We start from the raw sequence: 22,675 nt of genomic DNA, 5'->3' as shown, positions 1-22,675 counted from the left end.
GCCGCATGGCCAGGATCAACGACGTGGGCGGCACGCAGGGATTCGGCGCGATCGACACCACCGACGACACCGAGCCCTTCCACGCGGACTGGGAGGCCCGGGTCGTCGGGCTCTTCAACACCCTGCGCGCGCAAGGGGTCTTCAACACCAACGAGTTCCGGGACGCGATCGAGTCGATGCCGCCGGCCGAGTACCTGGCGGCGTCGTACTACGAGCGCTGGTTCACCGCGATCTGCGCCCTGCTGGAACGCAAGGGCGTGATCGAGGCGGGTGAGCTCGATGACTGACACGCCCCCCGACCGCTTCCCGCCCGGCACCCGGGTCCGCACCTACCGCCACGACCCGCCGCACCACACCCGACTGCCGCGGTACGCGCGCGGCAAGCGTGGCGTGGTCGTCGAGCCGGAGGGCCCGGACGAACTGGCCGACGTCAGCGCGCAGGGGCGCGGGGACGCGCCCGTCGAGCAGATCTACGCGGTCCGCTTCGAGGCCCGCGACCTGTGGGGCGAGGGCGACCACCACGTCGTACTGGACCTGTGGGAAAGCTATCTGGAGGAGGCTCGCGACGATGAGCGGTGACCACCACACCGACGCGGTGATCGCCCGGCGGGTGCGGCGCCTGGAGACCCTCCTGGAGGAGAAGGGGCTGATCACCGGCGAGCGGCTGGACGAGGCGATCGACGCGTTCCTCGCACAGTCCAACCCGGCGAACGGGGCCCGGGTCGTGGCCCGCGCCTGGACCGACGACGCCTACCGGGCCCGCCTCCTCGCGGACGGCACGGCCGCCGTGCGGGAACTCGGGTACATGGACGGCTCGTACCAGCGCCTGCGGGTCGTGGAGAACACCGCGTCCCACCACAACGTCATCGTCTGCACGCTCTGCTCCTGCTACCCGCTCCGCCTCCTCGGCCCGTCCCCGAGCTGGTACAAGTCCGAGGCCTACCGCTCCCGCGTGGTCCGCGAACCACGGGAAGTACTGCGGGAGTTCGGCCTGGAACTGCCCTCCACCACGGAGATCACGGTGTGGGACTCCAGCGCGGAGACCCGCTACATGGTGCTGCCCCGCAGGCCGGACGGCACGCGAGGGCTCGGCGAGGAGGAGCTGGCCGCGCTGGTGACGAGGAACGCCCTCATCGGTACGGCCGCGGTGTGACCCCCTTCGCGTCCATCACCGGCACGCCCTCGTCCGGCACGTCCCCCAGCGCCGCCAACGCCTCCCGCGCCGCCCGCACCCTAGAGGCCGAGAAGCCGGGGTTGATCCGCAGCGCCTCCTGGAGATGCCGGCGCGCGGGGGCGTGCTGCCCCAACTCCCGTTCGATCATGCCCAGGTGATAGGCGTACAGCGCGCTGCGCACCCCGCCCCCGTGCGCCTTGTCCGTCGCGATCCGGGCGTACCGCAGGCCCTCCCGGGCCCGGCCCGCCCGGTGCAGCGCCCACCCCAGCGCGTCGGCCACCGCGATCCCCGGCTGCCGCAGCCACTCGGCCCGCAACCGCCGTACCGCGGACGCCGGGTCGCCGTGGTCCGCCTCGAACTGCCCGAGCACCAGCTCCTCGTCCACCCCGCCCGCCGCGGCGCGCTCGACCGTCGTGCGCAGCAGGTCGTACTGCACCCGGGCGGCCTGCCCCAGCCCCAGTTCCTCGTACAACTCGCCCAGCTCCAGGGCGTACTGCGGCAGCGGCTGCTTCGCGAGGGCCGTCCGGTAGGCGTTCAGGGCCTCCGTCGTACGGCCCAGTGCCGCCAGGACCCGCCCCTGGCCGGCCTGCGCCGCCCGCTGGTCGGGGTCGATGCGGACCGCCTCCTGGAAGTGCCGCAGCGCGTACTCCAGGTCACCGCGCTCCCAGGCGAGCTGTCCGGCCCGCTCCAGATACGCGGCCCGCTCGGCCGGCGCCCGCGCCCCCGCCGCCGCGTCGGCGAGCTGGGCCGCCGCGTCCTCGCGCCAGCCCCGGTCCCGGTACACGCCCGCCGCCCGGGCCCGCACCGCAGGACCCGACCGCAGCTCCGTCAGCCGCTCCAGCGCCCGCCCGGCCGCCTTGTAGTCGCCGAGCCCCGTGTACGCGTCGATCAGCGCCGGATACGTCGTCCACCGCCTCGGCTCCAGCTTCCGTGCCGCCTCACCCCAGGTCCGGGCGGTCCGGAAGTCCCGGCGCGCGTTCGCGAGGGCCGCCAGACCCCCGAGGGCCTGGGCGCCGCCGCGCACCTTCAGGGACCTCCGCAGGCTGTCGTCCGCCTTCGCGTAGAACGTCGTGTCGGCCGTCCGCCGCCCCTGCTCGACGTACGCCGTCCCGAGCACCGCCCACGACTCGGCGTCCCCGGGGTGCCGGCGCAGATGACCCTCCCGCTCACCGATCAGGGCCGCCAGGTCGGGCAGGGCGGCCGGCACCCCGGCGGTGACCGCCGTCAGCGCCTGGGCTCCCGGGGCGGGGGCGGGAGCGCGGGTCACCGTCCGCTGAGCGGGCAGCAGCATCAGCACCGTACCGAGCACCGCGCAGCCAGCGACCGCGGCGATCACCAGACGCCCGCGCGGCCGGGTCCCCCGCCCCTCCGGCCGGTTCTCCGTGGCTTGGTTCTCCATGGCGCTCACTGTGCGTCAGTACGACGACCGCCCCCCGGCATGCGGCGGCTGCCGCTGTCGGGGTTCACACCGATGGCCCCCGGTGCGACGCTGTGATCATGAGCCGTATCGAAGCCCGTCGCGATGAAGACACAGCGGTGACCGGCAACCTGGTCGACCGCCTGCTCACCGGTCTGCCCACCGAAGCCGTGCTCACCGACCCGGACGTCACGGTCTCCTACGCCAACGACATGGCGAGCTTCTGCCCGGCCGGCACCCCCGCCGTGGTCGTCCTGCCGCGCACGGTCGACCAGGTCCAGCACGTCATGCGCGTCGCCACCGAACTGCGCGTCCCGGTCGTCCCCCAGGGCGCCCGCACGGGCCTGTCCGGCGCGGCCAACGCCACCGACGGCTGCATCGTGCTGTCCCTGACGAAGATGGACCGGATCCTGGAGATCAACCCGGTCGACCGCATCGCCGTCGTGGAACCCGGCGTCGTCAACGCGACCCTCTCCCGCGCCGTGAACGAACTCGGCCTCTACTACCCGCCGGACCCCTCCAGCTGGGAGATGTGCACGATCGGCGGCAACATCGGCACCGCGTCCGGCGGCCTGTGCTGTGTGAAGTACGGGGTCACGGCCGAGTACGTCCTCGGTCTGGACGTCGTCCTCGCCGACGGGCGGCTCATGTCCACCGGCCGCCGCACCGCCAAGGGCGTCGCCGGCTACGACCTGACCCGGCTCTTCGTCGGCTCCGAGGGCTCGCTCGGCATCGTCGTCCAGGCGGTCCTGGGCCTGCGGCCCAAGCCGCCCGAGCAGCTCGTGCTGGCCGCCGAGTTCTCCTCCGGGGCCGCCGCCTGCGACGCGGTCTGCCGGATCATGGCGGGCGGGCACGTGCCGTCCCTCCTCGAACTGATGGACCGTACGACCGTCAAGGCCATCAACGACCTGGCGCACATGGGACTCCCGGAGACCACCGAGGCCCTGCTCCTCGCGGCCTTCGACACCACGGACCCGGCGGCCGACCTCACCGCCGTCGGCGCCCTGTGCGAGGCGGCCGGCGCCACCCAGGTCGTCCCGGCGGAGGACGCGGCCGAGTCGGAACTGCTGCTCCAGGCCCGCAGGCTCTCCCTCACCGCGCTGGAGGCCGTCGCGGGCACCACGATGATCGACGACGTGTGCGTGCCCCGCTCCCGCCTCGGCGAACTCCTCGAAGGGACCGAGCGGATCGCCGAGAAGCACCGGCTCACCATCGGGGTCGTCGCCCACGCGGGTGACGGCAACACACACCCCACGGTCTGCTTCGACGCCGCCGACCCCGAGGAGTCCCGGCGGGCCCGCGAGTCCTTCGACGAGATCATGGCCCTCGGCCTGGAGCTCGGCGGCACGATCACCGGGGAGCACGGGGTGGGCGTACTGAAGAAGGAGTGGCTGGCCCGCGAGATCGGCCCCGTGGGCGTGGAGATGCAGCGGGCGGTGAAGGACGTCTTCGACCCGCTGGGCATCCTCAACCCGGGCAAGCTGTTCTGACCCACGGCCGGCTCCGGACTCACTCCCCGTCCGCGGACTCGTCGCCCGGCCAGGGGTCGCGCAGCCAGAGGTCGTCGGCCGGAGTGGGGGCCAGCAGCTCGGCGAGGCCGTCGTCGATGCCGAGCTGCTCCGCCTCCGAGCCCGGGGGCACCGCCCGCAGCGTGCGCTCCAGCCAGGCCGATACCTGCGCGGCCGGGGCCTCCAGGAGGGCGTCGCCGTCGGGGGAGCTCAGCGCCATCAGCACGACACCGCGCCCCGCGACCTTCGTCGGCCACACCCGCACGTCCCCGTGCCCGCACGGCCGGAACACCCCCTCCACGAGGAGCTCGCGGGCGAAGGTCCAGTGGACGGGATGGTCGGAGCCGATGTGGAAGGTGACGTGGACGGCGAAGGGGTCGTCGCTGCGGTAGCCCAGTCGGGCCGGGACCGGGATGCTGCGCTCGGGCGACAGGATGAGTTGGAGCTCCAGTTCGCGCTCCACCACCGTGTGATGCATGTCGATCGTTCCTCTCTCGGCTCTCGTCCGGGACCCGCGGTGGGCCCGTACGAGTGGAGAGGGGACAGGGGGCGGGATCATTACGCGGGTTCGGCGAACTTTTTCCGGCGGTCCCGGGGGCCGGTGTCACGGCCCGTGGCACGGCCGGTATCACGGCCCGTGTCAGGTCGTGCTCAAAAGGAGTGGGTCCGGTGGGACTGGCGGTGGGTCTTGCGCCGGTCTGATAGATGTGGAGCCCCCTCTATTGACCCCCGAGCAGATACGGGACGACGGACATGAGCGCCCCAACCCCGGCACCCGGTGACGACAGGCCCCGCGAGGGCTACTACCCGGACCCGTCCATTCCTGGATATGTCCGTTACTGGAACGGTGCCTCCTGGGTGCCGGGCACCAGCCGTCCCGCCCCGGCGGACGGCGAACCGCTCGCGCCGCCGGCCGGCGCGGGATCCGGGCCGGCCCCGGTGGAGGAGACGGGCCCGCACTTCTTCGACGAGGACCCGGCCGAGGCGCCCCCGCAGCCCGGCACCCAGCACGGCAGCCGCCCCGAACCCGCGTCCGCGTGGGCCGCGGACCGGGCCCACCAGGCGGGCTTCGGCGGCGACCAGGACCGCCGGGTGTCGTGGGGGTCCCCGCAGGCGGCCGCGCAGGCTCAGCAGGGGGTGCCCCAGGGGGTTCCCCAGCAAGGCGCTCAGCACGGGCCGCAGGGGCCGCAGGGAGCTCAGCACGGCGCACCGCATGCTCCGCAGGGCGCCGACCCCAGGGTGCCCGGCCCGGCCCGGCCCGCCGGTTCCGCCCCGGTCCAGCCGGACGGGCACGCGGCCCGCACCGACGGCACGGCGACGATCCCGCCCGCCGAGCCGGACGAGGACGGCGGCACCCGGGTCTTCCGCAGGCCCACGGCCGGGTCCGGGGGAGCGGGGACGGCCCAGCAATCCGACGACGGCACCATGAAGTTCCGCGCGCTCTCCCCGCGCACGGCGCAGCAGGGCACGGGTCCCGGGGCGCAGAGTGGAAGCACGCCCCCACCCGCGTATTCCGGGCCCACGGCACAGGGCGGCCCGGGCGCCGGCGCCCAGCCGTCCACGGCATCCGAAGCCCCGGGTTTCGGTGCGGGCAAGGCCGCCGCCGAGCGTGCCGCGGCGGCCGGTGCCGTTGGCCCCCAGGGCCCCGCCTCCGCCGCCGCCACGGCCCTCCCCGGCCCCCAGCAGCCCGTCCCGGCCTCCGGCCCGCAGACGGCCCCTCCGGGCGTGCCCCAGCAGGCCGTCGCAGCCCAGGCGCCGGGAGTCCAGGCCGCCGCCACCCCCATGAGCGCGGGTCCCGGCGGCGGTCAGCCCTCCTGGGCCCAGCAGGTGCACCGGCTCGCCGGGCCCGACGAGGAGCAGCCGGCCCCCTGGAAGCCGCCGGTCGAGGACATCTTCCAGGCGGCCGCCCGCCGCCAGGCCTCCGCCAGGCCCGCCGGTCTCGGCAAGCGCCTGGCCGCCCGTCTGCTCGACACGCTGGTCGTCGGCGCGGTCACCGCCGTGGCCGCCGTCCCCCTCGGCACCAAGGCGGCCGACCACGTCAACGAGAAGATCGACGCCGCCAAGCTGTCCGGCGAGACCGTGACGGTCTGGCTGCTCGACGGCACCACGTCGGTGTACCTCGGCATCGTGGTCGCCGTGCTCCTCGTCACCGGCGTCCTGTACGAGGCGCTGCCCACCGCCAAGTGGGGCCGCACCCTCGGCAAGAAGCTGCTCGGCCTGGAGGTGCGGGACATCGAGGCCCACGAGCCGCCGTCCTTCGGCGGAGCCCTGCGCCGCTGGCTGGTCTACAGCGTCCCGGGCCTGCTCGGCATCGGTCTCGTGGGCGTCGCCTGGTGCCTGTTCGACCGGCCGTGGCACCAGTGCTGGCACGACAAGGCGGCGCATACGTTCGTCGCGGGCTGAGCGGGTACCGCGAACGGCGTACACGATTCGGTACTCCGGACGGCCGCTCGCCGGATGCGGAGCCGGGGGGTTCGCGGTCGACTCGGGCCATGAGCAGTGAACCGCCTCCCGGCCCCGGTCAGCAGCCGCCGGATGACGACCCGTTCAGGAAGCAGCCCCCGCCCGGCGAGGGCTCGGGATCGCCGTACAGCACCCCGCCGCCGTACGGCGGAAGTCCCTACGGCGGCGGTGACCCGTACGGCGGCGGCCCCGCCGACCCGCTGGCCGGCATGCCCCCGCTGGCACCCAGCGGCAAACGCACGCTCGCCCGCATCATCGACCTGATCCTGGTGGCCGTCGTCGTCTGGCTGATCACCTGGGGCTTCGGGGTGAGCGAGTACAACGTCGACAGCGACGACATGCAGTACGGCAAGTCGCTGGCCCAGTCGGCGCTCGCCGCGGTGCTCTACATCGCCTACGACACCGTCCTGATCTCCCGGTCCGGGCAGACGCTCGGCAAGAAGTGGCTCGGCATGCGGGTGGCGAACCTCGACAACGGCTCCACGCCCTCCGTGCAGACCACCCTGATCCGCTCGGCGGTGCTGTGGATCCCGTTCGCGTTCTGCTGCGCCTGCATCTGGACCGCCATCTCGGGCGGCTGGAGCTACTTCGACAAGCCCTACAAGCAGGGCCTGCACGACAAGGCGGCGAAGACGGTGGTCGTCACCACGACCTGACGACGGCCGGGCCGCGCCCCTGAGGGCGTCCTCGGGCTCGGCGCGGCGTGCTGAGCCGGCTGCGGGCGAGGGTGAACGCGGGGGCGACCCCGCGCACCCGGCTCGGCGAAGGCAGCGTGCGGCGCAGAGTTCGGAGCGCTGAGCGGTCGGCGAGCGGGAGCAGCCGGCCCGGTGAACGCGGTGCCGAGGCGGCCCCAGCGCCGAGCTCACGACGACCACGGGGAACGCGACCGGGGCCGCGGTCCGTTCCGGGGGACACGGTGTCGAGACGGCACGGGCCGGCGTGACCGGCGTCGCGGTGGGCGTGGCCCGAGCACCCGGCCGGTTGAGGTGGTGATCAAGTGGCCGCGACTGAGGCGCTGAGCCCTCGGTGGGTGAGCGCGAGACGAACCACGTCCCGGCCCGTCCCGGTGGACCTGGGGACGGCCCCGAGCAGTCGGCTCGGTGAAGGCGGAGTGGGGGCAGCACACTTGGGGCGCTGAGCCCTCGGCGGCCGAGGGCGAGCGTGCCCGTCGCCCGGTTCGTCCCAGTGGGGGCGGGGGCGACCCGGCGCTCGCTAAAGGTGGTGTCGAGCGGGCGCGGGTTGGAGTGGCGGGCGTTCGGCGGGCGAGGGCGAGCGTCCCCGCGTTCTGGTCGGTCCGAGTGAGGGCGGGGGCGTCCCGAGCATTCGTCCCGGTGATCTCGGAGATGACCCTGAGCCCTCCGGCCCGGTGGACGCGGTGTCGAGTGGGCGCGGGTTGGAGTGGCGAGGTTCGGCGGGCGAGGGCGAACGTGCCCGCGTTCTGGTCGGTCCGAGTGAGGGCGGGGGCGTCCCGAGCATCCGTCCCGGTGAACTCGGAGACGATCCCGAGCCCTCCGGCCCGGTGGACGCGGTGTCGAGCGGGCGCGGGTTGGAGTGGCGGGCGTTCGGCGGGCGAGGGCGAACGTGCCCGCGTTCTGGTCGGTCCCAGTGAGCGCGGGGGCTACCCGAGCACCCGTCCTGGTGAACCCGGGGACGACCTCGAAGCCCCGGCCCGGGGAACCCAGGGACGATCCCGAATCCCGGTCCAGTTAACGCGGTGCCGAGCCCTCCCGGCGGCTGGCGCGACCGGCCAGTCCCACGACGAACGCGGGGACGACCCGCACCCCCGGCCCAGCCAACGCAGTGCTCAGGCCGCGGTCTTCGTGCTCGAGGCCGCGGCCGGTACCGGCTCTTCCGCCGGGTGGGCGACGGGCCTGTTCACCGCGACGACGCGGGGCTTGGGCTGGGGCACCGTCATGGCGACCAGCAGGCCGAGGGCGAGCGCAGAGACCGCGATCACCGCGGCCCCCACGGCCGAACTCGTCTGTGACAGCAGCAGCATGGCGAGCGTCGAGAAGATGACGGTGATCGAACCGTAGGCGATCTGTGCGGCGGTCGGACGAGCCATGGCAATCGTGTCCTCGGAATCGGGGGTCCACGGGGGGTGTCGGCCTGGCATTCCGCCGACATCCGGGCGTTCCGCCAATCGACTCTAATCGCCTGTGTGCCCGAGTGGAACGAACAGTAAGCGTGACCTAACCAACAGTGCCGGAGCACAGGGGGCGCACGGAGTCATGGCGTCCATCAAGTGGACGTTCGTGCGCGCCCGTCGGGTCTCCGCCCGGCGTCCGCAATGCGAACACCGGCTCCCAATAATGCACTTGTCGGGTCCAAGTCAAGATCTGTCTTTTCTCCTCAAACTTTAGTCAAATACCGGTCACTTGCCTGATAGGGGAGAGGTACAAGTGACTGACAGATCCTGGACGTTCAGGACGGCAGCGACGGTCGTGGCGATAGCCGCGGCCTCGGCCACGTTCTCCACGTTCGCCGTGGCCCAGGCCGCGGACAACTCCGCCGGGACCTCCGCGGTCGACCGGCAGGACCCGCAGCCGGCGAAGGTCAGGGAGCACGACTTCGACGGCCCGCTGACCAAGACCCAGGAGGCGCAGCGGAAGGAGGCGCTCGACCAGGTCATATCCGGGGACGCGGCGGTGAAGAACCGCAACGGCTCCCAGGTGGTCGAGCTCAAGGGCCGCAAGGGCGACAGCAAGTACGTCGAACTCGGCCGCGAGAAGACCGACAAGATCTTCACCATCCTGGTGGAGTTCGGCGACCAGGTCGACCCCCGCTACGGCGGCACGCCCGGCCCGCTGCACAACCAGATCGCCCAGCCGGACCGCAAGCAGAACAACAGCACGGCCTGGCAGGCGGACTACAACCAGGCGCACTTCCAGGACCTGTACTTCGGGACCGGCAAGAAGACCGAGTCGCTGAAGAAGTACTACGAGAAGCAGTCCTCGGGCCGCTACTCGGTCGACGGCGAGGTCACCGACTGGGTCAAGGTCCCCTACAACGAGGCCCGTTACGGCTCCAACAAGTGCGACCCCGACAACTGCGCCTGGTACGCGGTGCAGGACGGCGTCAACGCCTGGGTCGCCGAGCGCGAGGCCGCCGGGGACACCCCCGCCGAGATCGCCGCGGAGCTGGCCGAGTTCGACCAGTGGGACCGCTACGACTTCGACGGCGACGGCAACTTCAACGAGCGCGACGGCTACATCGACCACTTCCAGATCGTGCACGCCGGCGAGGACGAGTCCGCGGGCGGCGGCGCCCAGGGCGAGGACGCGATCTGGGCCCACCGCTGGTACGCCTTCGCGAGCGACTCCGGCGCCACCGGCCCGGCCGGCAACAAGCTCGGCGGCACCCAGATCGGCGACACCGGCATCTGGGTCGGCGACTACACCATCCAGCCGGAGAACGGCGGACTGGGCGTCTTCGCCCACGAGTACGGCCACGACCTCGGCCTGCCCGACGAGTACGACACCTCCGGCGGCGGCGAGAACTCCACCGGCTTCTGGACGCTGATGTCCTCCGGCTCCTGGCTCGGCACCGGCAAGGACTCCATCGGCGACCTGCCCGGCGACATGAACGCCTGGGACAAGCTCCAACTGGGCTGGCTCGACTACGACGTCGCCACGGCCGGCAAGCGCTCCGCCCACAAGCTGGGCGTCGCGGAGTACAACACCAAGAACCCGCAGGCGCTCGTGGTCCAGCTGCCGAGGAAGAAGGTCACCACCCCGGTGGTCACCCCGGCGCAGGGCGCGACCCAGTGGTGGAGCGGCAGCGGCAACGACCTGCGCAACACCCTGACCCGCCCGGTCGACCTGACCGGCAAGTCCTCGGCGGCGCTGACCCTCGACGGCTGGTGGGACATCGAGAAGGACTTCGACTACCTCTACACCGAGGTCTCCACCGACGGCGCCAACTGGACCGCGGTCGACGGCACCCTGGCCGACGGCACCGCGATCCCGCGCGACGGCAGCGGCAAGCCCGCCCTCACCGGCTCGGTCGACGCCCACCAGAAGCTGACCTTCCCGCTGAACGCCTACGCGGGCCAGAAGATCCAGCTGCGCTTCCGCTACCAGACGGACGGCGGGGTCGCCCTGAAGGGCTTCGCGGCCGACGAGATCACGGTGACCGCCGACGGCGCGACCCTGTTCTCCGACAACGCCGAGACGGCGGACGCCGCCTGGACCGCGAGCGGCTTCTCGCGCATCGGCGCCTCGATCACGGACGACTACGCGCAGTACTACATCGCCGAGAACCGCCAATACGTGTCGTACGACAAGGTGTTGAAGGTCGGCCCGTACAACTACGGCTTCTCGAAGACCCGTCCGGAGTGGGTGGAGCACTACGCCTACCAGAACGGCCTGTTGATCTGGAAGTGGGACACCTCCCAGGCGGACGACAACACCAGCCAGCACCCGGGTGAGGGTCTGATCCTCCCGGTCGACTCGCACCCGACCGCGCTGAAGTGGTCCGACGGCACGCTGATGCGCAACCGAATCCAGGCCTACGACTCCACCTTCAGCTGGTACCCGACGGACTCGATCACGCTGCACAACGCCGACGTCCCGACGAAGATCAAGTCCAAGCCGGGCGTCCCGGTCTTCGACGACGGCCTGTCGAGCTACTACGACGAGTCGAACCCGCTCGCCGGTGTCAACATCACTGACACCAACACCCGGATCAAGATCGTCAAGGAGCCCCTGAACGGCTCCACGATCACGCTCCAGGTCGGACCTTCGGCCAAGAAGAAGTAAAACCGCAGGTCAGAAGCGTATCGGCGGCAACCCCTGGCGGGTTGCCGCCGATCGTGTTTAGGTGCGTCCTGTGGCTCCCTTATTGACACCGACGCACACGGGGGTGTGACCGCATGGCCGCAGGAGGCTTCTGCAAGCTGCCGAACGGCAGGGTGGTGGTGGCGCTGAACCTGCCCCGCCCGCCCGCCGACGGCTACGGCAGCGTGCGGGTACTCGTCCACGCCCAGAACCGGGCGCGCGCCCTGACCAGGCTGCGCAACCTGGGGCTGCGCGCGGTGTACCTGCGCGGCAACGGCGCGCCCCCGACCCCGGACGAGATCACCGCCGTACTCCACCATCCGGACGGGCTGATATGGCGAACCGCCCCCGACAACGCTGTCGTGGGCGGGCCCGAGCTGGTCCAGGAGCTGTGGCATCCGATCAGGTCACTGCTGAGGAGGCCGACGGCACGGGCCTGAGCGGCCGTGCCCGCCTAGACGACCGGCTTCCCGGACAGTTCCACGCCCGCCTCCCGCAGCTCCTCGATCGCCCGCTCGGTCGTCGCCTCGGCGACCCCGGCGGTGAGGTCGAGGAGGACCTGGGTGCGGAAGCCCTCCCGGGCCGCGTCCAGCGCGGTGGCCCGTACGCAGTGGTCCGTGGCGATCCCGACCACGTCCACCTCCGTCACCTCCCGCGCCCGCAGCCAGTCGCCCAGCGTCACGCCGTTCTCGTCGGCGCCCTCGAACCCGCTGTACGCCGCCGCGTACGCCCCCTTGTCGAAGACCGCGTCGATCGCCCCCGAGGCGACGGCCGGCGCGAAGTTCGGGTGGAACCCCACCCCCTCGGTCCCGGCGACGCAGTGCGCGGGCCAGGAGTGCACGAAGTCGGGGTTGTCGGCGAAGTGGCCGCCGGGGGCGATGTGGTGGTCCCGGGTGGCCACCACGTGCTGGTAGCCGGAGCCGGCCGCCTGCCCGATCAGCTCGGTGACGGCGGCGGCCACATCGGCGCCTCCGGCCACCGCGAGGCTGCCTCCCTCGCAGAAGTCGTTCTGCACGTCGACGACGATCAAGGCGCGGCGCATGGTGGGTGTCCTTCGACTAAGAGTGAACTTACGAGCCTAGAGACTTCGGGGAGCGTGCGGGAGGGGGCGTGGGCGGGCGCGTTCGGGACGGCGCCCGCGGGGCCCGTCCGGCGGATCACGCCGACGTCGCCCGGGCCGGCGCGCCGAGCAGCGACGTCGTCGTCGGTGGCCGGATCCGCCGTGCTCGAACGACCTCGTACGGGAGCCGGCCCGATCGGCCGGACAGACCCTAGCTACCCGTGCGCGCGTTGACGTACTCCGTCGGAATGACCGGCTCCCCGCGCGAGAGCTGGGTCGCCGACAGCGGCAGGTTGGCCCGGGCGGCGGCATGCCGGTCCCGTACGACGTCCAGCGGCTCGCGTGCGACGACCTCGCCGCCCTTGACCAGCTCGACCAGGAGCTGGCGGTCCGTGAGCGCCGGGGGCACGGGCCCGGTGCCCACCACCTCGGCCTCCGCGATGCCCTCCGCGTCCAGCCGCCGGGCCGCCCACTTGCGGCCGCCGACCGAGCTCTTGCCGCCGGACGACTTCTTCGCGACCGGGATCAGCGGCGCCTTCGGGTCGTCGGACTCGGCGCGCGCGACCAGCTTGTAGACCATCGAGGCGGTCGGGTGCCCGGACCCGGTCACCAGCTGGGTGCCGACGCCGTACGCGTCCACCGGCGCGACGGCGAGGGAGGCGATGGCGTACTCGTCGAGGTCGGAGGTGACGATGATCCGCGTCCGCTTGGCGCCCAGCTCGTCGAGCTGCTGCCGGACCCGGTGGGCGACGAGGAGCAGGTCGCCGGAGTCGATGCGCACGGCCCCCAGCTCGGGCCCGGCGACCTCGACGGCCGTACGGACGGCCTCGGTGACGTCGTAGGTGTCCACCAGCAGGGTGGTGCCCCGGCCCAGCGACTCCACCTGGGCCTGGAAGGCGTCCCGCTCCTGGTCGTGCAGCAGGGTGAAGGCGTGGGCGGAGGTGCCGACCGTGGGGATGCCGTAGCGGAAACCGGCCGCGAGGTCGGAGGTGGTGGCGAAACCGCCGACGTAGGCGGCGCGGGCGGCAGCCACCGCGGACAGCTCGTGGGTGCGGCGGGCGCCCATCTCGATCAGCGGCCGGTCGCCTGCGGCCGAGGACATCCGGGAGGCGGCCGCGGCGATCGCGGAGTCGTGGTTGAGGATCGACAGGATCACGGTCTCCAGCAGCACGCACTCGGCGAAGGTGCCCTCCACCCGCAGGATCGGCGAGCCCGGGAAGTACACCTCGCCCTCCGGGTAGCCCCAGATGTCGCCGCCGAAGCGGTAGGAGGCGAGCCAGTCGAGGGTCTCCTCGTCGACGATGGAGCGCTCGCGCAGGAAGCCGAGGACGTCCCCGTCGAAGCGGAAGTTCTCCACCGCGTCCAGCACCCGGCCGGTGCCCGCGACGACACCGTAGCGGCGCCCCTCCGGCAGCCGCCGGGTGAAGACCTCGAACACGCTGCGCCGTTCGGCGGTACCCGCCTTCAGCGCGGCCTGCAGCATCGTCAGCTCGTACTGGTCCGTGAAGAGCGCCGTCGAGGGAACGTCCACCGGCAGCCCAAGGTCCGCTGTGTTCATAACAAGAGATGCTACCCCACTTCGCGTCAGTGTGACGATTTGTGGGGTGCGTGGCAGCATGGGCCGTGTGACGTCACCCGCTCCCGTAGAGATCGAACGCACCGAGTCGGCGGAAGAGGTCTTCGCCGTCCCCGAGCCGGACGTCCCCTGGGTCACGATCGTGCACAACGACCCGGTCAACCTCATGAGCTACGTGACCTACGTCTTCCAGACGTACTTCGGCTACTCGAAGGACAAGGCCACCAAACTGATGCTCGACGTCCACCACAAGGGCCGGGCGGTCGTCTCCAGCGGATCCCGCGAGGAGATGGAACGCGATGTGCAGGCCATGCACGGCTACGGTCTGTGGGCCACCCTCCAGCAGGACCGGAAGTAGCGACGACACCTGATGCCAGGAACCTTCGAACCGCTCCCCGGCGGCGGCGCCGCCGTCGCCCTCGACGACGTCGAGATCTCCATCATCCGGTCGCTGGCCGTCCAGCTCCTGGAACTCATCGGCCCGGGACCCGCCGAGGACGCCCCCGACGACCCGCTCGCCGAGCTCTTCGCGGACGGCCCGAGCGAGCCGCCCTCCGACCCCGTGCTCAAGCGGCTCTTCCCGGACGCCTACGGCGACCCCGAGGGCACCCCGCAGGCGAAGGAGGCCGAGGAGCAGCGGGCGTACTCCTCGGAGTTCCGCCGCTACACCGAGAACGACCTGCGGGCCGGCAAGCGCGACAACGCCCTCGCGGTGGTCCGCTCCCTGGACGCGCTGCGCTCCGCAGGTGACGACGGGGTGGTCCTCAAGCTGTCGGCCGACGAGTCCCGGCAGTGGCTCGGCGCCCTCAACGACCTGCGGCTCGCGATCGGCTCCCGCCTCGACATCACCGACGAGGAGGACACCGACCTCCTCTACCGGCTCCCGGACGAGGACCCCCGCAAGCCGATGGTGATGGCGTACCTGTGGCTGGGCGGTCTCCAGGAGACCCTCGTGAGCACCCTTATGCCGTGAGTTGTGACGGTTTCGCGCCCGGTCCTCGACCGCGATGTGTTCGCTCAGAGGACGCTCAAATCCGGATAACGATCACGTCACCGTGATGGCCGCGTATGTCCATCGAGGGTGCTTTTTGTCCGCTTCTCCCTGTGGTCCGCGCCACACGTCGTACCGGTGATCAATGTTGCGGCCGTGATAAATCTTCACGACCGCCCGGCGAACACCACCCGCATGTTCGCTCGGGTGCGCCACCGAGCCGGCAACCGCCGGCCAGGCACCACTCCATCAATCCGGGGGGATCGAAACCCGATCCGAGGCCGACGAAAGGCCCGGTTCGGCATGGAGAAAGGCGCACCACACACATGACCTCCGCTCAGGTCGAAGACAAAGGCTCAGGCTCGGAGAAGGCCCCGAACGCCTCCGAAGAGGGGTACGAGCGCGGACTCGGCAGCCGCCAGGTCCAGATGATCGCGATCGGCGGCGCCATCGGCGTCGGCCTCTTCCTCAACGCCGGGGCGAACATCGCCAAGGCCGGTCCGAGCCTCATCCTGATGTACGCCGTCGCCGGCGTGATCATCTTCTTCATCATGCGGGCCCTCGGCGAGCTGCTGCTCTACCGCCCGGTCTCCGGCTCCTTCGCGGAGTACTCCCGCGAGTTCCTCGGCCCGTTCTTCGGCTACTTCACCGGCTGGACGTACTGGCTGCTGTGGGTCGTCACCGGCATGGCGGAACTCACCGCCGCCGCGATCTACGTCAACTACTGGTTCCCCGCCGTCCCGCAGTGGACGACGGCCCTGGTCTTCCTGGTCGTCCTGTTCGTGGCGAACCTGATCTCGGTGAAGCTGTTCGGCGAGATCGAGTTCTGGTTCTCGATGATCAAGGTCACCGCCCTCATCGGCATGATCGTGATCGGCCTCGGCGTCCTGACCTTCGGCTTCAGCGCGGCCGGCGACACCGCCGCGGTCTCCAACCTCTGGGCCTTCGACGGCTTCTTCCCCAAGGGCATCGGCTCGTCCCTGATGACCCTCCAGGGCGTCATGTTCGCCTACCTCGCCGTCGAGCTCGTCGGCGTCACCGCCGGTGAGTCCGAGAACCCCGAGAAGACCCTCCCCAAGGCGATCAACACCCTGCCCTGGCGCATCGGCCTCTTCTACGTCGGCGCCCTCACCGTCATCCTGTGCGTGGTCAAGTGGACCGAGTTCGCGAAGGGCGTCAGCCCCTTCGTGAAGGCCTTCGCCGTGATCGGCATCCCGGCCGGCGCCGGCATCGTCAACTTCGTCGTCCTCACCGCGGCCCTGTCCTCCTGTAACTCCGGCATGTACTCCACGGGCCGCATGCTGCGCACCCTCGCCGACAGCGGAGAGGCCCCCCAGGCCTTCAACAAGCTCTCCGTCACCCGCACCCCGGCGCTCGCCATCACCGTCTCCGTGCTCTTCATGGGCATCGGCGTGGTGCTGAACTACGTCGTACCGGAGAAGGCCTTCGAATACGTCGTCTCGGTGGCGACCGCCGCCGGCATCTGGACCTGGCTGATGATCCTCATCAGCCACGTGCGCTACCGCCGCGAGGTCGTGGCCGGCCGCCTGCCCGCCTCACCCTTCCCGGCACCGGGCGGCTCCGTCGGCAGCTGGATCGCGATCGTGTTCCTGCTCTTCGTGACCGTCCTGATCGCGTGCGACGCCGAGTCCCGCGTCTGCCTGTACGTGATGGCCGGATGGGCCGTGGCGCTGGGCATCGGCTGGGCCGTCCTCAAGACCCGCAACCCCGGCATCACGGACCGGCGCGAGCCGGAGTTCGAGAAGGTCGGCGCCTAGAAGTCCGGCATGTGGGCCGCCCCGTACCGCTCCTCGGTACGCGGCGGCCCTCTGCTTATCCTTTCGGCATGCTGACCATCACCCAGGAGCTCGTCGACCGGATCGTCGCGCACGCGCGCAAGGACCACCCCGACGAGGCGTGCGGAGTCGTCGCGGGACCGGCCGGCTCGGACCGCCCCGAGCGCTTCATCCCCATGCTCAACGCCGCCATGTCGCCCACGTTCTACGAGTTCGACTCCGGCGACCTGCTCAAGCTCTACCGCGAGATGGACGACCGCGACGAGGAGCCGGTGGTCATCTACCACTCCCACACCGCGACCGAGGCCTACCCGTCCCGCACGGACATCTCCTACGCCAACGAGCCCGGCGCCCACTACGTCCTCGTCTCCACCGCCGACACCGACGGCCTCGGCGACTTCCAGTTCCGCTCGTACCGGATCGTCGAGGGCGAGGTCACCGAGGAGGAGGTGGAGATCGTCGCCGCGTACTAGGCTCGTACGCACGATCAACTTCCCGTATCGGAGCAGGTGTTGACCCCCCACGCGCACGGACGACGGCCCACCCTGGAGGATGTCGCACGACGTTCGGGGGTGTCGAGGTCCACGGTCTCCCGGGTGATCAACGGCGAGCCCAGAGTGCGTGCGGAGGTCGTCGAGCAGGTCCGCCAGGTCATCGCCGAACTCGGCTACGTCCCCAACCAGGCCGCACGCCAGCTCGTCACCCGCCGCACCGGCGCCGTCGCCGTCGTCGCCAGCCAACCGCAGAACCGGCTCTTCCTCGACCCGTTCTTCGACTGCCTGCTGCGCGGGGTCCGCCGCGAACTCGCCGAGTACGGCGCCCAGGCCGTCCTGCTGTTCCTGGACGACCCCGACGACCACCCCCGCGTCGCCGACTACCTCGGCGGCGGCCACGTCGACGGCGCCGTCCTGTTCTCCCTGCGCCCCGGCGACCGGCTCCACGAGATGGCCGACGGGCTCGACATCCCGGTCGTCTTCGGCGGCCGCCCCCTGCTGCGCGACGGCGACATCATGCGCGCCCACGCCCACGCCTACGTCGACGGCGACAACCGCGGCGGCGCCCGGCAGGCCGTCCAGCACCTCGTCTCCCTGGGCCGTACCAGGATCGCCACCGTCACCGGGCCCTACGACCAGGAGGACTCCGCCGCCGAACGGCTCGCCGGCTACCGGGACGTCCTCCCGGGCGCCCCGCCCGAGCTGACCGAGCGCGCCGACTACACCGAGCAGGGCGGCGCCGACGCCATGGCCGCGCTCCTCGACCGCTGCCCCGCCCTGGACGCCGTCTTCGTCGCCTCCGACCTCATGGCCACCGGCGCCCTGCGCGCCCTGCGGGAGTACGGCCGCCGGATCCCCGACGACGTCGCCGTCATCGGCTTCGACGACCTGACCGAGATCAGCGAGTCGGCCGACCCGCCGCTGACCACCGTCCACCAGGACGTCGAGCGGATGGGCCGGCTCATGGCCCGCCTGCTCTTCGACCGGCCTGCGCAGCCGTCCTCGGTGGTCGTACCCACCAGACTGGTCCTACGGCAGTCCGCCTGAGCAGCCGAATCTCAGCCAGCGATCGGATTCCGTCCGCATGGTGGGATCACATTCCGGGACCCGGACCGGGAATCGATACGATGACCCCATGGTTTCTTACGACGTGAGCGAGAAGACGCCGGGCGCCCTGCTCGTGGCGCGGCTGCACGTCGACCTGTGCAGGCTCGCCAGCGCCATCTGTTGACGCCGCGCTGCCGCCGTACGGCCGTGAGCCGCGGCGCTTCCTACACGCACGACCTGCTGTACCAGCGCTGCCGCGCGCCCACCGACCAGACACCATCCGACAGGAGCCCTGAGCCATGGCCATCGAGGTCCGCATCCCGACCATCCTCCGCACCTACACCGACGGCCAGAAGGCGGTGGAGGGCAACGGGAACACCCTCGCCGAGCTCTTCGCCGACCTCGAGACCCGGCACGCGGGCGTCCAGGCCCGCATTGTCGACGGTGGTGAGCTGCGCCGCTTCGTCAACGTCTACCTGAACGACGAGGACGTCCGCTTCCTCGACGGCATCAACACCAAGCTCACCGACGGCGACAACGTCACGATCCTGCCGGCCGTGGCCGGCGGCATGGCCTGATCGTCGATGCGTTACGACTCCCCGCTGGCCGCGGTGGGCAACACCCCTCTGGTGCGCCTGCCGCGGCTCTCGCCGTCCGCCGACGTCCGCATCTGGGCCAAGCTGGAGGACCGCAACCCCACCGGCTCCGTCAAGGACCGCCCCGCCCTGCACATGATCGAGCAGGCGGAGAAGGACGGCCGCCTCACCCCGGGCTGCACGATCCTCGAACCCACCTCCGGCAACACCGGCATCTCGCTGGCGATGGCGGCGAAGCTCAAGGGCTACCGGATCGTCTGCGTGATGCCCGAGAACACCTCGCAGGAGCGCCGGGACCTGCTCGCCATGTGGGGCGCCGAGATCATCTCCTCGCCGGCCGCGGGCGGCTCCAACACCGCCGTACGGGTCGCCAAGGAGCTCTCCGCCGAGCACCCCGACTGGGTGATGCTCTACCAGTACGGCAACCCCGACAACGCCGGCGCCCACTACGCGACCACCGGCCCGGAGATCCTCACCGACCTCCCCTCGATCACCCACTTCGTCGCGGGCCTCGGCACCACCGGCACCCTGATGGGCGTCGGCCGCTACCTGCGCGAGCACAGGCCGGACGTGAAGATCGTCGCCGCCGAACCGCGCTACGACGACCTGGTGTACGGCCTGCGCAACCTCGACGAGGGCTTCGTACCGGAGCTCTACGACGCGTCGGTGCTGACCACCCGCTTCTCCGTCGGCTCCGCAGAGGCCGTCACCCGCACCCGCGAGCTCCTCCAGCAGGAGGGCATCTTCGCGGGCGTCTCCACGGGCGCGGCCCTGCACGCGGCGATCGGCGTCGGCAAGAAGGCGCTCAAGGCGGGGGAGTCCGCCGACATCGTGTTCGTCGTGGCCGACGGCGGCTGGAAGTACCTCTCGACGGGCGTCTACACGGCGGCGACCACCGAAGAAGCGATCGAGACGCTCCAGGGCCAGCTCTGGGCCTGACCTCCCGCTAGGTCGCCAGGTGACGGACCTGGTCCCACAGGACCGGGTCCACCACCCCCGCCCTGCGCCGGAAGTCCCCCACCGGCACGTCCCGCAGCTCGCCCGTCTCCAGGAAGCTCGCCCGCCCCTGGGCATCGCCCACCGAGCCGAGCGGCAACGGGATCACCCCGGCCCGCTCGTCGTGGTACTTGCTGGTGATCTTCACGACGACGGCCCGCCGACCGTGCACCGCCAGCACGAGACACGGCCGGTCCTTGGCCCCCGGCCCGTCCTCGTACGGCACCTGCGCCCACCAGATCTCGGCGGGCCGCGGCCGCACCCCCGTCGTACGCCCGGACGGCCCAGTCGTACGGTCCGCGCGCCCCCGGGGCCGGTGCCCGCGACCCCACCCGTCGACGAGCGCGGCGACCAGCGCCAGCAGCACCACCGCCGCGAGCGCGAGCAACCAGGACGTGTCCATGAGGACGACGTTACCGGCGCGCGATCTGCCCCGCGCGCCCTCTGTTCAAGCCGTTAGCGCGGTCACACTCCCCACACGCCCCTGGTCCAGCCGAACCGGTGACACCACAGGTGAGTTCGCCCACAACAGCCCTTGGCGGAGGAGCGACCCGAGGTTTTGCGCCTTACGCTCGACGGACCGCACGACCCCCGTCTCTATCCCAGAAAAGTTCCCGCCAGCGGAGGTTTCTGTTTCATGAAGCTCACCGTCGTCGGCTGCTCGGGGTCGTTCCCGTCCGCGGAATCGGCCTGCTCGAGCTACCTCGTCGAGGCCGACGGCTTCCGGCTGCTTCTCGACATGGGCAACGGTGCCCTTGGCGAGTTGCAGCGCCACTGCGGTCTCTACGACCTCGACGCGATCTTCCTCAGCCATCTGCACGCCGACCACTGCATCGACATGTGCGCGTACTTCGTCGCGCGCTACTACCGCCACGACGGCGGCCGCTGCGACCCCATCCCGGTCTACGGCCCCGAAGGCACCGAACACCGTCTGACCACGGCCTACGCCGACACCCCCACCGCCTCCTCCATGAGCGAGGTCTTCGACTTCCACACGGTCAAGCCGTCCACCTTCGACATCGGCCCGTTCACCGTCCACACCGAACGCGTGGCGCACCCCGTGGAGGCGTACGGCATCCGGATCGAGCACGGCGGCCGGTCGCTGACCTACTCCGGTGACACGGGCCTCAGCCCCGCCCTCACCGAACTCGCCCGCGACACCGACCTGTTCCTGTGCGAGGCCGCCTTCACGCACGGCAAGGAGAACATCCCCGACCTGCACCTCAACGGCCGCGAGGCGGGTGAGACCGCGACCCGGGCAGGCGCCCGCCGCCTGGTCCTCACCCACATCCCCCCGTGGACCGACCCCCAGGTCAACCTCGCCGACGCGCGCGCGGTGTACGACGGTCCGGTGTCCCTCGCGACGCCGAGGGAGTCGTACGAGATCTAGCCCCCGCGGCATGACGAAGGCCCCCGGAGAGGTTCAGGACTCCGGGGGCCTTCGCTTGCTCCGACGGACTCTCACGCCTTGGTGAGATCCTCGACCTCCTCCTCGGGCTCGCGGCCGGGGGTGGGGAGGTTCCACTTGACGATGGCGAAGCGGAAGACCGAGTAGTAGATCGCCGCGAAGACCAGGCCGATGGGGATGATCAGCCAGGGCTTGGTGGCCAGGTTCCAGTTCAGGGCGTAGTCGATGAAGCCCGCGGAGAAGTTGAAGCCCGCGTGGACTCCCAGCCCCCAGGTGACGGCCATGGACACGGCGGTCAGCACCGCGTGGATCACATAGAGGATCGGGGCGATGAACATGAACGAGAACTCGATCGGCTCGGTCACACCGGTCACGAAGGACGTCAGGGCGAGCGAGACCATCATGCCGGTCACGGCCTTGCGGCGCTCGGGGCGAGCGGTGTGCGCGATGGCCATCGCTGCCGCGGGCAGACCGAACATCATGATGGGGAAGAAGCCGGACATGAACATTCCGGCAGTCGGGTCGCCGTGCAGGAAGCGGTTGTAGTCGCCCACCCAGACATGGCCCGCGGCGTCCTTGAACTCGCCGAGCTGGAACCACGCCACCGTGTTCACGAACTGGTGCATGCCGATCGGGATGAGCCCGCGGTTGATCGCGCCGAAGAGGGCCGCACCGAACGAGCCGAGCCCCGTCATCCACTCGCCGAAGTTGGTGATGGCGTCACCGATCGGTTCCCAGACCAGCCCGAAGAAGACGCCGACGGCCACGCCGACGAAGGCCATGATGATCGGGACGAGACGGCGGCCGTTGAAGAAGCCGAGCCAGTCGACCAGCTTCTTGCGGTGGTACCGCTGCCACAGGACCGCCGAGAGCAGACCCATGATGATGCCGCCCAGGACACCGGGGTTGTTGTAGGTCGCGGCTATGTCCGCGCCCTTCTGGATCTTGGCCTCGGTGACCGGGAACGACTCCAGGACCTTGCTGTAGACCAGGAAGCCCACCAGTGCGGCGAGCGCGGTCGAGCCGTCGGCCTTCTTCGCGAAGCCGATGGCGACGCCGATGCAGAACAGCATCGGAAGGGCGCCGGTGATGGCGCCGCCGGCGTTGGCGAAGACCGACGCGACCTTGTCCCAGCCCAGGCCGTCCTTGCCGAACACGTCGTCCTGGCCGAGCCTGACCATCAGCCCCGCCGCCGGCAACACGGCGATCGGGAGCTGCAAACTGCGGCCGACCTTCTGCAGGCCCTGGAAAAGACCGGATCCCCGCTTCTTCGCGGGGGCCGCCGTCTCGGTGGCGGTGCTCATAACGCTTCCTCCATCGGGTGGTGGTCTACACCACTCAGTGGTGTAGACCTGTTGTACACGATGGGGG

The 22,675-nt window shown here is 71.1% G+C and carries 24 protein-coding genes; 17 read left to right on the top strand and 7 right to left on the bottom strand.

Going from position 1 to position 22,675, the window contains the following annotated elements; genetic code table 11:
* Window positions 1–5 precede the first annotated feature (5 nt).
* From ABZ098_RS32070 to nthA, 3 genes are read left to right on the top strand one after another with little or no spacing between them, the layout of a single operon-like run.
* Window positions 6–287 (top strand): hypothetical protein, encoded by a 282-nt coding sequence (locus ABZ098_RS32070; protein ID WP_356597128.1) that lies wholly within the window; start codon window positions 6–8, stop codon window positions 285–287.
* Entirely contained in the window at window positions 280–579 is a 300-nt protein-coding gene (locus ABZ098_RS32065) for an SH3-like domain-containing protein (RefSeq protein WP_356597126.1), read from the top strand. Before ABZ098_RS32070 ends, ABZ098_RS32065 begins: the two co-directional genes overlap by 8 nt.
* Window positions 569–1,153 carry a nitrile hydratase subunit alpha gene (gene nthA, locus ABZ098_RS32060; protein WP_356597124.1) on the top strand — a complete coding sequence of 195 codons (585 nt, stop codon included), beginning with the start codon at window positions 569–571 and terminating at the stop codon, window positions 1,151–1,153. Before ABZ098_RS32065 ends, nthA begins: the two co-directional genes overlap by 11 nt.
* On the opposite strand, the gene ABZ098_RS32055 is transcribed toward nthA, so the two are convergent.
* Window positions 1,131–2,573 (bottom strand): tetratricopeptide repeat protein, encoded by a 1,443-nt coding sequence (locus ABZ098_RS32055; RefSeq protein WP_356597122.1) that lies wholly within the window; start codon window positions 2,571–2,573, stop codon window positions 1,131–1,133. The genes nthA and ABZ098_RS32055 overlap by 23 nt on opposite strands.
* A gap of 92 nt (window positions 2,574–2,665) precedes the next feature.
* On the opposite strand from ABZ098_RS32055, the gene ABZ098_RS32050 reads away from it, so the two are divergent.
* On the top strand, window positions 2,666–4,081 hold the full coding sequence (locus ABZ098_RS32050; RefSeq protein WP_356597120.1) for an FAD-linked oxidase C-terminal domain-containing protein: 1,416 nt from the start codon (window positions 2,666–2,668) through the stop codon (window positions 4,079–4,081).
* A 19-nt stretch (window positions 4,082–4,100) separates the two neighbouring features.
* Here ABZ098_RS32050 and ABZ098_RS32045 read toward each other — a convergent pair whose 3' ends face one another.
* Window positions 4,101–4,577 carry an SsgA family sporulation/cell division regulator gene (locus ABZ098_RS32045; RefSeq protein WP_356597119.1) on the bottom strand — a complete coding sequence of 159 codons (477 nt, stop codon included), beginning with the start codon at window positions 4,575–4,577 and terminating at the stop codon, window positions 4,101–4,103.
* A 275-nt stretch (window positions 4,578–4,852) separates the two neighbouring features.
* Between ABZ098_RS32045 and ABZ098_RS32040 the strand changes: the two genes are divergently transcribed.
* Together ABZ098_RS32040 and ABZ098_RS32035 are read left to right on the top strand one after the other, a co-directional pair.
* The gene (locus tag ABZ098_RS32040) at window positions 4,853–6,502 is read left to right on the top strand and encodes an RDD family protein (RefSeq protein ID WP_356597117.1); all 1,650 of its coding nucleotides are present in this window, start codon (window positions 4,853–4,855) and stop codon (window positions 6,500–6,502) included.
* A gap of 89 nt (window positions 6,503–6,591) precedes the next feature.
* Window positions 6,592–7,218 (top strand): RDD family protein, encoded by a 627-nt coding sequence (locus ABZ098_RS32035; RefSeq protein WP_356597115.1) that lies wholly within the window; start codon window positions 6,592–6,594, stop codon window positions 7,216–7,218.
* A gap of 1,148 nt (window positions 7,219–8,366) precedes the next feature.
* Here the strand turns inward: ABZ098_RS32035 and ABZ098_RS32030 are convergent.
* Window positions 8,367–8,627 carry a hypothetical protein gene (locus ABZ098_RS32030; RefSeq protein WP_356597113.1) on the bottom strand — a complete coding sequence of 87 codons (261 nt, stop codon included), beginning with the start codon at window positions 8,625–8,627 and terminating at the stop codon, window positions 8,367–8,369.
* Window positions 8,628–8,964: 337 nt separating this feature from the next.
* Between ABZ098_RS32030 and ABZ098_RS32025 the strand changes: the two genes are divergently transcribed.
* The gene (locus ABZ098_RS32025) at window positions 8,965–11,322 is read left to right on the top strand and encodes an immune inhibitor A domain-containing protein (protein WP_356597111.1); all 2,358 of its coding nucleotides are present in this window, start codon (window positions 8,965–8,967) and stop codon (window positions 11,320–11,322) included.
* Between the two features lie 113 nt (window positions 11,323–11,435).
* Window positions 11,436–11,780, top strand: a complete 345-nt coding sequence (locus tag ABZ098_RS32020; RefSeq protein WP_356597109.1) for a hypothetical protein — start codon at window positions 11,436–11,438, stop codon at window positions 11,778–11,780.
* A gap of 14 nt (window positions 11,781–11,794) precedes the next feature.
* Here the strand turns inward: ABZ098_RS32020 and ABZ098_RS32015 are convergent, their stop codons facing one another.
* Window positions 11,795–12,382, bottom strand: a complete 588-nt coding sequence (locus ABZ098_RS32015) for an isochorismatase family protein (protein ID WP_020121185.1) — start codon at window positions 12,380–12,382, stop codon at window positions 11,795–11,797.
* Window positions 12,383–12,611: 229 nt separating this feature from the next.
* Window positions 12,612–13,958: a nicotinate phosphoribosyltransferase gene (locus ABZ098_RS32010; protein ID WP_356597106.1), complete on the bottom strand. Its 1,347-nt coding sequence runs from the start codon at window positions 13,956–13,958 to the stop codon at window positions 12,612–12,614.
* A 58-nt stretch (window positions 13,959–14,016) separates the two neighbouring features.
* Here ABZ098_RS32010 and clpS point away from each other — a divergent pair, with 58 nt between their 5' ends.
* The 8 genes from clpS to ABZ098_RS31970 all read left to right on the top strand — a co-directional run bounded on the left by clpS (window position 14,017) and on the right by ABZ098_RS31970 (window position 19,839).
* Window positions 14,017–14,334 carry an ATP-dependent Clp protease adapter ClpS gene (gene clpS, locus ABZ098_RS32005; protein ID WP_007382360.1) on the top strand — a complete coding sequence of 106 codons (318 nt, stop codon included), beginning with the start codon at window positions 14,017–14,019 and terminating at the stop codon, window positions 14,332–14,334.
* Window positions 14,335–14,346: 12 nt separating this feature from the next.
* Window positions 14,347–14,949: a DUF2017 domain-containing protein gene (locus ABZ098_RS32000; protein WP_356597104.1), complete on the top strand. Its 603-nt coding sequence runs from the start codon at window positions 14,347–14,349 to the stop codon at window positions 14,947–14,949.
* A gap of 344 nt (window positions 14,950–15,293) precedes the next feature.
* Complete coding sequence (locus ABZ098_RS31995; protein WP_356597102.1) at window positions 15,294–16,745, top strand: amino acid permease; 1,452 nt, start codon at window positions 15,294–15,296, stop codon at window positions 16,743–16,745.
* 68 nt (window positions 16,746–16,813) lie between these two features.
* Window positions 16,814–17,236 (top strand): M67 family metallopeptidase, encoded by a 423-nt coding sequence (locus tag ABZ098_RS31990; RefSeq protein WP_356597100.1) that lies wholly within the window; start codon window positions 16,814–16,816, stop codon window positions 17,234–17,236.
* Between the two features lie 39 nt (window positions 17,237–17,275).
* Window positions 17,276–18,304, top strand: coding sequence for a LacI family DNA-binding transcriptional regulator (locus tag ABZ098_RS31985; RefSeq protein WP_356597098.1), 1,029 nt, complete (start codon window positions 17,276–17,278; stop codon window positions 18,302–18,304).
* An 88-nt stretch (window positions 18,305–18,392) separates the two neighbouring features.
* On the top strand, window positions 18,393–18,488 hold the full coding sequence (locus ABZ098_RS31980; RefSeq protein WP_319256640.1) for a putative leader peptide: 96 nt from the start codon (window positions 18,393–18,395) through the stop codon (window positions 18,486–18,488).
* 115 nt (window positions 18,489–18,603) lie between these two features.
* Complete coding sequence (locus ABZ098_RS31975; RefSeq protein ID WP_007382355.1) at window positions 18,604–18,882, top strand: MoaD/ThiS family protein; 279 nt, start codon at window positions 18,604–18,606, stop codon at window positions 18,880–18,882.
* Between the two features lie 6 nt (window positions 18,883–18,888).
* Window positions 18,889–19,839, top strand: coding sequence for a cysteine synthase (locus ABZ098_RS31970; RefSeq protein WP_356597095.1), 951 nt, complete (start codon window positions 18,889–18,891; stop codon window positions 19,837–19,839).
* A 7-nt stretch (window positions 19,840–19,846) separates the two neighbouring features.
* On the opposite strand, the gene ABZ098_RS31965 is transcribed toward ABZ098_RS31970, so the two are convergent.
* Window positions 19,847–20,299: a type II toxin-antitoxin system PemK/MazF family toxin gene (locus tag ABZ098_RS31965; protein ID WP_356597093.1), complete on the bottom strand. Its 453-nt coding sequence runs from the start codon at window positions 20,297–20,299 to the stop codon at window positions 19,847–19,849.
* 234 nt (window positions 20,300–20,533) lie between these two features.
* Between ABZ098_RS31965 and ABZ098_RS31960 the strand changes: the two genes are divergently transcribed.
* A complete protein-coding gene (locus tag ABZ098_RS31960; protein ID WP_356597091.1) occupies window positions 20,534–21,286 on the top strand; it encodes an MBL fold metallo-hydrolase in 753 nt (250 codons plus the stop codon).
* A gap of 71 nt (window positions 21,287–21,357) precedes the next feature.
* Here ABZ098_RS31960 and ABZ098_RS31955 read toward each other — a convergent pair whose 3' ends face one another.
* Window positions 21,358–22,608, bottom strand: a complete 1,251-nt coding sequence (locus ABZ098_RS31955; protein WP_356597089.1) for a PTS transporter subunit EIIC — start codon at window positions 22,606–22,608, stop codon at window positions 21,358–21,360.
* Between the last annotated feature and the right edge of the window lie 67 nt (window positions 22,609–22,675).

This window comes from Streptomyces sp. NPDC006335 (assembly GCF_040612795.1).
GTDB lineage: Bacteria > Actinomycetota > Actinomycetes > Streptomycetales > Streptomycetaceae > Streptomyces.
The sequence above is the reverse complement of the archived record's forward strand: the minus strand, read 5'-3'. Positions and strand labels throughout refer to the sequence as shown.